This window comes from Sphingopyxis terrae subsp. terrae NBRC 15098 (assembly GCF_001598815.1).
GTDB lineage: Bacteria > Pseudomonadota > Alphaproteobacteria > Sphingomonadales > Sphingomonadaceae > Sphingopyxis > Sphingopyxis terrae.
In genome coordinates this window covers 1-6,776 of record NZ_BCZQ01000054.1, presented here as the reverse complement: position 1 = coordinate 6,776, position 6,776 = coordinate 1, and the positions used below count along the sequence as shown (strand labels likewise).

General features: G+C 63.6%; 6 protein-coding genes and 1 pseudogene. 6 read left to right on the top strand and 1 reads right to left on the bottom strand.

All coding sequences use genetic code 11. The features are described 5' to 3' along the window. The 6 genes and pseudogenes from STE01S_RS19380 to STE01S_RS19355 all read left to right on the top strand — a co-directional run. Positions 1 to 297: pseudogene (locus tag STE01S_RS19380) on the top strand (hypothetical protein); the annotation flags it as partial. 145 nt (positions 298 to 442) lie between these two features. Beyond that, positions 443 to 1,198: a hypothetical protein gene (locus STE01S_RS19375; protein WP_062770877.1), complete on the top strand. Its 756-nt coding sequence runs from the start codon at positions 443 to 445 to the stop codon at positions 1,196 to 1,198. A 100-nt stretch (positions 1,199 to 1,298) separates the two neighbouring features. Then, on the top strand, positions 1,299 to 2,102 hold the full coding sequence (locus STE01S_RS19370; protein WP_062770875.1) for a fimbrial biogenesis chaperone: 804 nt from the start codon (positions 1,299 to 1,301) through the stop codon (positions 2,100 to 2,102). 2 nt (positions 2,103 to 2,104) lie between these two features. Continuing rightward, the gene (locus STE01S_RS19365; RefSeq protein WP_255266035.1) at positions 2,105 to 4,759 is read left to right on the top strand and encodes a fimbria/pilus outer membrane usher protein; all 2,655 of its coding nucleotides are present in this window, start codon (positions 2,105 to 2,107) and stop codon (positions 4,757 to 4,759) included. 9 nt (positions 4,760 to 4,768) lie between these two features. Then, positions 4,769 to 5,677, top strand: coding sequence for a hypothetical protein (locus tag STE01S_RS20935; protein ID WP_003041705.1), 909 nt, complete (start codon positions 4,769 to 4,771; stop codon positions 5,675 to 5,677). 138 nt (positions 5,678 to 5,815) lie between these two features. After that, positions 5,816 to 6,229, top strand: a complete 414-nt coding sequence (locus STE01S_RS19355; RefSeq protein ID WP_003041703.1) for a hypothetical protein — start codon at positions 5,816 to 5,818, stop codon at positions 6,227 to 6,229. A 331-nt stretch (positions 6,230 to 6,560) separates the two neighbouring features. Here STE01S_RS19355 and STE01S_RS19350 read toward each other — a convergent pair. Then, positions 6,561 to 6,776, bottom strand: a 216-nt coding sequence (locus STE01S_RS19350) for a transposase (RefSeq protein WP_174531814.1), incomplete at its 5' end; no start/stop codon positions are given.

The following is a 6,776-nucleotide window of genomic DNA, read 5'->3' as shown; positions in this document are numbered from 1 at the left end:
AGTGCCAGCGGCGCACTGACGCACACCACCATGCCGAACGGCCAGGGGCCCTATGGCGGCAAGCTGCCCTATAATCTGGCGGTGCAGATGCCGGTGCGTTTCCCGTCGTCGCAAACGATCAGCAAAAGCTTCACCAGCGCCCAGCTTCAGGCCGGCGGCGTGATTTCCAGCAATGGCGGCATCGCCACCGACGGCATGACGCTGGCGGTCGAACTGGGTCAGCCCACGGGCGAGGCCGGGATGCTGCTGGCAGGCGAATATTCGGAGACGATCACGATCACCGTGTCTCCGATCTGACGAGATTCCTTCGCGAGGGGCGACTTCGCGGACGGATCAGGCCCTGGGGGTGGCACCGACCCCCCGGGTTCTCCGACCAGCCGGTGCATATGAACAGCCGCCTCCCCGCGACGGGGGCGCGGTTCAAAAATGAGGGAAGAAGGTTATGAAGAAGATTCTTACCGGCGCCGTTGCCGCCATCGCTCTTGTCGGCATCGCTTCGCCGGCCGCTGCGCAGACCAACCAGCGTCACTATGCTGGCGTGATCTTGGGCATCCCGTACACCTCGACGAACCCCGGACCGTTCGGTGTTCTCGCCAACGAGGCACTGCTCGGCCTTGGCATTGGCACCCGCTACACCGCCGTCGCCGATGCGCCGAGCGATAGCGAAGCCGCGACCCCGACCGTCACCACGACGTTCAACCTCACGGGTTCGGTGAACAAGGACTGCTCGTTCTATGCCGGTAATGACGCCAACGCGCGGAACATCGACTTCGGCGTGATCGGTGTCCGCACCGGCAACAACGAAAACGTCAACTCGGCCTTCGAAATGGTCGGCCCGGCGTTCGCCAACATCGAAACGCTGACCGCTGGCTGCAACTTCAACAACGAAGTTTCGATCGCGAAGAATAACGTCAACGGCCTCGTGAACAGCGCTGCCGGCGGCTATGACACCGACGAATTCCAGGCGAATATTCCGTACAGCGTTACGGCAAACTGGACCGGCGTTGCCGTCAACACCGTCACCAGCGGCACGGGCCAGTCGCTCGCCGTTTCGACGTCGCAGCAGAACAACACCATCCAGCAGGGTGCGTGGCGTTCGAACATGACGATCAACTTCAACGCCCCCGCGATCACCAACAAGGGTCTGGTCGCCGGCACCTATGCGGGCACGACCACGCTGACCCTCAGCGCGCTCTAAGCTCGTGGCGTAACCATAGGGAAAGGGGGAAGAGCAATCTTTCCCCTTTCTTTATGAATGAATGCAATTATTCTGTGAAATTCAGGGGGGAAGGGGAATCATGGCTATCGTGTCCGTGCTGAAGCGCCAGTCGAAGGCGCTGCTGGCGGTGATTGCCGCGCTGTTCATTCTTGTCCCCGCGGCTTATGCGATGCGCGTTTCGCCGATGGTCGTCGAAATGGAATCGAACGGCAGCAACACCGTCGCCCGTGTCGAAGTCCAGAATATCAACGCCGGCAAGCTCGCTTTCCAGACGCGCGTCTTTCGCATGGAAATCGACAAGGACGGCAAGATCACCGAAACGCCGGCCGACGACAAATTCCTTGTCTTCCCGCCGCAGGGTGCGCTGCCCCCCGGCGGACGCCAGGTGATCCGCCTGCAATGGGTGGGTGAGCCTGAAATTCCGACGTCGCAGGCTTATTATGTCTCCGTCGAACAGCTTCCCGTCCCGTTCGAGCCCGGCAGCAAGGACGCCGCCTCGGCGCAGGTGCAGGTTCTCTACACGATGCGCGCACTCGTCGTGGTCGCTCCGCCGGGTGCCAAGCCCGACGTCAAGGCGGCATCGGTCCACCAGGTCAATTACCAGCCGCCCGCGCTGCCCGGCGCGACCGAACAACCGCCGCTGCAGGACGGGGTCGCGGTAACGCTGCGCAACGACGGCCGCCGCCATGCCATGATGTCGAATTTTGCTTGGCACCTCGAAGGCACCGACCGCGACGGCAAGTTCCTGCGCGTCGACGTGTCGTCTGAGGAATTGGCACGCGTCGTCGGCACCGGCTATGTACCGGCGCAGGGTGAACGCACCTTCAACCTGCCGGTCCCGGGCTTCGGCCCCGGCCCGATCAAGCTGACCTTCGCAAAATGAGGATGCGGGCGGCCCTCTGCTCGGTCGCTTTGCCGGCCCTTTGGGCCAGCACCGCCGCCGCGCAGGTTTCGATTCCCCTGCCGCAGCGGCCGGGGACAGCTCAACCGACGCCTGCGCCGACACCAGCGCCGAGCACGCCGCCGACCAGCATCCCGCTGCCCGGTACGCCGACACCGACGCCTGCCCCGACGCCGACCGAGCCCGATCTCGGTATGCCGCAGGTGCCGATGGGGCCCTACGGCCGGCCCGACATCAATCCCTACGACCGCGACATCGAAATGACGGTGCCGCTGACCTTTCTCAGCCGCAGCCTCGGCGACATTCCGATGCGGCTGACCGCCGACGATCGCTTCCTGCTCGACACCGAAACCTTCCTCAAGCTGCTGAAGCCGATCCTCAACGACGAGGCGCACGCCAAGCTGGCCGCGCATCTGGCGGGCAAGACGCAATTCGGCCCCGACGACCTTGCCGAAACCGGCGTCGCGCTGACCTATGACCCCAGCACGCTCGCGGTGGTCGTCGTCCAGGTATCGGCAGACCAGCGATCGACGGTTGACCTGTTCGCGCCGCCCAAGGACGATATGGACGATATCTCGCTGCAACCGGCGGGTTTTTCGGCCTATCTGAACCTCAACCTCATCCAGTCCTACATCTGGGAAGGCAGCAACAACACCGATCCCCCGACGATCAATTTCGACGGTGCGGTGCGTGTCGGCGACTTCGTCTTCGAAGGCGACGCGCAGTTCGGCCAGCAGATCAGCCTGTCGGGCGGCGACAGCTACAAATTTCACCGCAACTATGCGCGCCTCGTCTATGACCAGCCCGAAGATTATCGCCGCTGGTTCATCGGCGATCTCGACCCCGAAATTCGCGGGCAACAGGCCTATGTCCAGATGGGCGGCGTCGGCGTGCTGCGTCAGCAGCGGCGCTTCAACGCCTTTCGCTCGGCGATTCTCCAGGCCAACCGCCAACTGATCCTGCAGCGCGAATCGACCGTGCGCTTCCTGCGCAACGGCTCGCTCTATCGCGAATTGCGCTTGCAGCCCGGTCGCTATGACTTCAGCTCGCTGCCGCTCGTCGCGGGCAGCAATGACATCCAGATCCAGGTTACCGACAATACGGGCGCGGTCCAGGATCTGTCGTATCAGCAATATCTCGACCCGATCGACCTCGACCCGGGCGATTATGAATATGGCGCCTTCCTGGGGCCGACGAGCAGAAACTTCGGCTATGCCCCTGATTATAAGGGTCCGGTCGCCTTTACCGGCTTTTTCCGCAAGGCGTTCGTCAACGCCCCCGCCATCGGCGTTGGCCTGCAGGCGAGCAAGGATGTCCAGACGCTGACCGGCCAGACGCAGTTCGTGCTCGGCAACGGTGGCCGCCTGCTGCTCGATGCGGCGGGCAGCCATTCGAAGGATGCCGGCACCGGTTTTGCCGCCGGCGTCAGCTACGAACATTTCTTCGATCGCGGCGGTCTGTCCGACAGCATGACGCTGCGCGTCGATTATACGTCGCCGCATTTCGCGACGCTCGGCAACCTCCTTGGCATCAACACGACGTCGGTGACCGCGTCGGCGCAATATACGCACCAGTTCAGCCAGAAATTCCTGACGACCTCGACCGCATCCTACATCAAGGGTCGCGGCACGTTGGGCGACAGCTATCGCATCGGCACCACCGGCTATTACCGGTTCGATCGCGAATGGACGTTCCGGACCGGGGTCGAATATGCGAAATATCCGGCCTCCTTTTCGCGCAACAACGGCTTCAGCGTCATCGTCGGCCTGGTCTTCCAGCCCGACTATCGCCGCCGCGCCGAGGCGCGTTACGAAAGCCGCGACAATCTGGCCGAGCTTTCCTACAATCAGAGCGGCCTCAACCAGCTCAACAGCGTCGGCTTCGGCGGCATCCTGACGCGGCAGGACAATTCTGCGCAGGCCGCCGGCTATGCGACCTATACGGCCAACCGCTTCGACGCCGCGATCAGCCACGCCGCCTTCGGCCCGAACATTTCGAACTTCGCCAACGTCAATGTGACGACGCTGCGCGTCGGCACGACGCTGGCCTATGCCGACGGCATGTTCGGCATCGGACGCCGCATCAACGACAGCTTCATGCTGCTCAAGGCGCACGAGAATCTCGGCAAGCGCGATGTGGTCGTCGGCCAGTCGCTCGCGCAGAACGACTATATCGCGCGCAGCGGTCCGCTCGGTGCGGCGGTGCATAATTTCCTCGGCTCCTACACCACCCAGTCGGTGCAATATGACGTGCAGGATCCGCCGCCGGGATATGACACCGGTCCGGGCGTGTTCCGCGTCCACCCGCCGTACAAGAGCGGCTATGCCGCGCGCATCGGCACCGACGCCTTTGCGAGCGCGATCGGCACGCTGATGCTCACCCCCGAAAAGCCGGTGTCGCTGATCGGCGGGCGCGTCACGCTGCTCGACGTCAAGGAAGGCGACAATCCGCAGCCGACGCCCTTCTTCACCAATTCGGTCGGGCGCTTCGCGGTATCCAACCTGCTGCCCGGCCGCCGCTATCTTGTCGAAACCTATGGCCCCAACGGCACGGTCGACAGGGCATTCGAATTTACCGTTCCGGCCGATACGACCGGTCTCGTCGATCTCGGCACCGTGAAGTCGGGCTCGTTCAAATAGGAGGCTTCCATGCTTCGCGCATCGCTTTTGCTCGCCGCCACGCTGATGGCCGCTCCCGCCTTCGCCCAGTCGGCCAATTCGGCGCGTCCGACCGATTGCATGGTGCGGATGAATGCCGCGCCGACGAGCTGGATGATCTCCGGATACGATCCCTATGGCGGTTCGCTGCCCGAAGGGACGTTCAGCGTCACTTATATCAACGACGGCGGGTCCGAATGCCGCTTTGCGCCGCTGTTCGACCTGTCGCAGCCGCCGTTTGGTCTGTCGAAGGGGACGGGCAAGCGCATCGGCTATGCGCTCGTCAACCTCACCGATTCGCAGGATGTGACACCGCGCGCCGGCCGTTCGCTGCGCACGCCGTCGCAGCGCGAGCTGGTGCTCGCCCCCAATGAATCGAAGACGCTGCTCTACAAGCTCGTCGCCAATCCCGAAGACGTCCGCGATTCGGGCACCTTCACCCAGGATGTCAGCATCGAGGCGCAGGACCGCAGCTTCCGCTCGCTGGGCGGGACGCAGGTCGTTCTCGGCCTCGAGGTGCTGCCGTCGGCGCGCATGGGCCTGTCGGGCGCCTATTCGATGAGCGACGGCCACGCCGTCGTCGACCTGGGCGAACTGCGCACCGGCGTCGCGCCCGTGCCGCTGCAGCTGCGCGTCAGCAGCACCGGTCAATATGATCTGCAAGTGACCTCGGCCAATTCGGGCAAGCTGCGCCTCGGCGCCAGCGACTGGACGGTGCCCTATTCGATCGCCGTGGGCGGAACCGCGGTGAATCTGGCGGGCACCAGCCGCCTGTCGGGGCCGACCGGCAATGGCTATCGCCGCGACTCGCTGCCGATCCAGTTCATCATCGGCGATGTCAGCGATCGCCGTGCCGGCACCTACAGCGACGTGATCTCGATCTCCGTTACCGCGCGCTAAGCGCTTAAATTTCCGACCTTCATGGGCAGAAAGCGCCGGGTTCCGGTGCTTTTTCGCACGGGCACTTAACTGAATATTAGATGTGCGCGGCTAATCACCATCCAACACTTCGGCCAATTCGGGCGGAAAGGGTGGCGAATGAAACGGAAACTTTCGATTGCTCTCGCGGGCGCCGCGCTCGTGGCAGTACCGACGACGGCGCTGGCCGCCTCGTACGGCTTCAACCTGTTTGCGACGGTGGCGGTCAATTGCACCGTCAATCATCAGCTGACCGGCTTCGGCGCGATCGAGGGCGACGCGGTGTCGCTCGGCTCGTTCCGCGAATATTGCAACGCGCCCACGGGCTATGAGCTGGTCGTCAGCTACGCACCGGGCACACTCGTCGGGACGCGCATCATCGCCGGCAGCGATGAAATCCTGCTCAATGGTTCGGGCCAGGCCGTGCTCAGCCGCGCAACCGGCCCGCGCATCCGCGAACGACCGATCGCCGCGGTTCCGGGCGAGAACGGCTTCGATTCGGACCATCTGGATCTCCAGATCATCCCGAGCTGATCGCAGGCGCGACGGGAAATTCGGAGGGGTCGGTGCAAACCGGCCCCTTTTCTTTTTCTGTCCGGTTTTGCCGTGCGCCCCCCGGTTGCCAAGCCCGCGCAATGATCGACGTCGGTGATCGCTTGACCAGCACCGGCTCGCGATCCCGGTTCGCCTGTTCCGACGGAGCGTGAATGGATACAGGATCAGTTTGGGGATAATACGGGTCTCTAAAAGGCGAACGCGCCCACCCTCCTCAAGCCGGTCGCATCGAGCGGAAGGAACGGGCATCCGCAAGCGGCGGTCGCGTCCGTCAAGGTGGTGTAATTTCGGCTGTGGCCGTGGGCCATCGTCAGGCGGCTTTGGCGGTGATGTGTAGGGGCTGATTTTCCTCCTCGATCATGGGTTGGTTGAGTTCGGCCATGCCTTCGATCTGCATGTATCGGTGCTGGAGCTGCCACTCGTCGTTCTGCTCCATCAGCACAGCCCCGACGAGGCGGATGATGCTGTCTTCGTTCGGGAAGATTCCGACGACGTCGGCGCGGCGCTTGACCTCCTTGTTGAGCCG